At 49.4% G+C, this 2,818-nt stretch carries 3 protein-coding genes; all 3 read left to right on the plus strand.

Annotation, left to right across the window (positions count from 1 at the left end; all coding sequences use genetic code 11):
* Positions 1 to 768 (plus strand): hypothetical protein (locus tag D6783_00005; GenBank protein ID RME54052.1); only part of this gene is annotated, 768 nt, incomplete at its 5' end.
* Positions 769 to 885: 117 nt separating this feature from the next.
* The gene (locus tag D6783_00010; protein ID RME54053.1) at positions 886 to 2,556 is read left to right on the plus strand and encodes a CpaF family protein; all 1,671 of its coding nucleotides are present in this window, start codon (positions 886 to 888) and stop codon (positions 2,554 to 2,556) included.
* The coding region (locus D6783_00015) for a hypothetical protein (protein RME54054.1) at positions 2,553 to 2,818 on the plus strand (266 nt) is incomplete at its 3' end. The genes D6783_00010 and D6783_00015, both read left to right, overlap by 4 nt.

Below are 2,818 nucleotides of genomic sequence, written 5' to 3' on the forward strand. Positions count from 1 at the left end.
CTCCGCCACTATGAAGACCTCAAAAAATCCATCGATCAAGATATCATCCAGCAAAAACTCAACTACCAAAAACTCATTGACGAAGTCCACCAAAAACTGCGCCAAGAAGAACAAAAATACGAAGAACTCGTCAAGACCATTGATAAAGAAACCAAGCGCATCGAAGAAGAACAAGACGTTCTACAAGGCTTTGAAAAGAAAGAAGAGAGCCTCAAACGCAGGCTTCAAGCCCTACAAGAACTCGTCTCTTCAATAGAAAAACAAGCAGACCGTGAACGAGAAGTTGTCAAATCAGAAGAAGAAGCCCTCGCCAAACTCAAACTCCTCGCCAAAAAAATCCAAGAAGACATCATCTACAAGCGAGAAAAAGAGATCGAACCCCTCATCGCACTCTCAGAAGAACACGAAAATAAAATCCTTGAAATACAAGAAGACCTCATAGAAAAAATAAAGAAGAAAAAAGCGGAAATAGAAGGCTACAGCCACCAAGCAAGCGTTGTCAGCCAACGATTCTACCAATTTTTCAAAAAAGAAATGGAAATAGGCAAGGCGCTCGAAGACCTTGAACGACGAAAACAAGAAATGCGGGCTGAACTAGAGGCCCTGCGCAAAAAAGCAGAAGCGTTCTCAGCCATAGCAAAGTCAAGCGACGCCAAGAAATTCATAGCCGAACTTGAGCAAAAAACAGGAGAATTCGACAAAAAGAAAAAAGCGTTCCAAGAGAGCATTGACAAACTCAAAGCCATGCTCGTCCCCAAAACGCCGTGAGCCGCCGGCAAACCTCCTCTTGCGTTTCTTCTCCGAACTCGGCAACCCCCCCAAAAAAGACAACATTTAAATATGGCCGAGTTTCAAGAAGCAAAGAAAAAAAAGAGGTGAACTTTCTTGGCAAAAGAGGAGAGGCCTGCCCAGCAAAAACCGAACAAGACATTAACAGAGCAATTTCTGGAAAAAAAAGGCGCTGCAACGAACAACGCGGACGCCAGCAAGAACAGGGAGGAGATAGAACAACTCATTGCCAAAATTCCCGACGTTAAAGACAAGCCCATCAAGAGCGAACTTGAAATAAAAGAAGTTCGCGGGGACTACATCGATCGCTACTCCTACAAGTCTAAAGACATACCAATCACGATAACCATTATTAAGCGCAAAGGCGACTTCGTCCCTTCCTACGAGGTTAGCATCTCTTCGGTCAGCCGGACAACAGAGTTCATCCTGGAAAAAATTCGCAGGGAACTCATCCGCAAAGTCAACCTCGGCATGGTCGACCTCACCGACATCAAGCGCTACCAGCAAATAGAACAAAAATTCAGCGCAACCATCTCAGACCTCATCAAGCGCTACTTCCCCGACCTCGACGACGAAGTGAAAGGGTTCCTCACGAGCTACCTCATCGCGAAATCCCTCGGCCTTGGCAATATAGAACTCCTCATGGACGATAATAAACTTGAAGAAATCGTCATCAACGACGCCGGCGACCCGGTCTGGGTCTACCACAAAGTCCACGGCTGGCTCAAAACAAACATCTTCGTTCGTGACGAAGAACAAATACGCCACTACGCCAGCATCATCGGCAGGCGCGTCGGTAGGCAAATCACCGTTCTCGAACCCCTCCTCGACGCCCACCTCGAAGAAGGAGACCGCGTCAACGCCACGCTCAACCCCATCTCAACCAAAGGAAACACCATCACCATCCGCCGATTCAGCAGGGATCCTTGGACGATAACGCGCTTCCTCAAGTCCAATACCATATCCGTCGATGCCGCAGCGCTCATCTGGATGGCCCTCCACTACGAAATGAGCGCAATCATTGCAGGAGGAACCGCGTCAGGAAAAACGAGCGCCCTCAACTGCTTTGCCAACTTCTTCCCACCCAACCAACGCATTGTGTCCATCGAAGACACCCGCGAACTCCAACTTCCCAAGTTCCTCCACTGGGTCCCCATGAACACGCGCCTCCCCAACGCCGAAGGCAAAGGCGAAGTCAGCATGGGCGACCTCCTCGTCAACAGCCTGCGTATGCGCCCCGACCGCATCCTAGTAGGAGAAGTTCGCAGGAGCAGGGAAGCAGAAACCCTCTTCGAAGCAATCCACACCGGCCACTCCGTCTACGCCACGTTCCACGCCAACAACGCAGACGAAGCCATCAAGCGCCTCACCAACCCCCCCATTGAGGTTCCTAAAATCATGCTCCCAGCAATCTCCCTTCTCATCGTCCAGTTCCGCAACCGAAGAACAGGCCTTCGACGAACCTTCCAAATAGCAGAAATCACGGAAGACGGAGAATCCAACGTCATTCTCCAATACGACGCCAAAAAAGACACGCAAGTGCGCGTGAACAAATCCACAACCTTCTACGACACCCTCCGCCTCTACACAGGATACACCGACGAAGAAATCGAGCAGGAACTCGAAGAGAAAAAACAAGTCCTGCACTACCTCGTCGAGCAAGACATCCACACCGTGGACGAAGTCGGACGCATCATTGCAGAATACTACACGAACAAAACCAACCTCATGAAGTTCGTCAAGAGCAACAAAAAATTTGTTGAGTGAACACGCCCATGAATGTCTTCCTCTTCAAGCGCATCGCGAGGTCAATCCCCGGGCTTAGCATCAAGCTTCAACAGGCAAAAATAGAAGACACGCCCGAAGAGTACGTTAAAAAAACCTTCATGACGGCAGTCTTCCTCGCCCTCGCCCTCTGCTTCATCGCGTTCGGCCTCGTCTCGCAAGCCGCCACAAACCCCTTCGTCGTCTTCCTCTTCTTTCCCATCTTCTTCCTCATGGGCTTTTTCTACTTCATCAAATACGCAGA

The organism is Candidatus Woesearchaeota archaeon, from assembly GCA_003694805.1.
Lineage (GTDB): Archaea > Nanobdellota > Nanobdellia > Woesearchaeales > J110 > J110.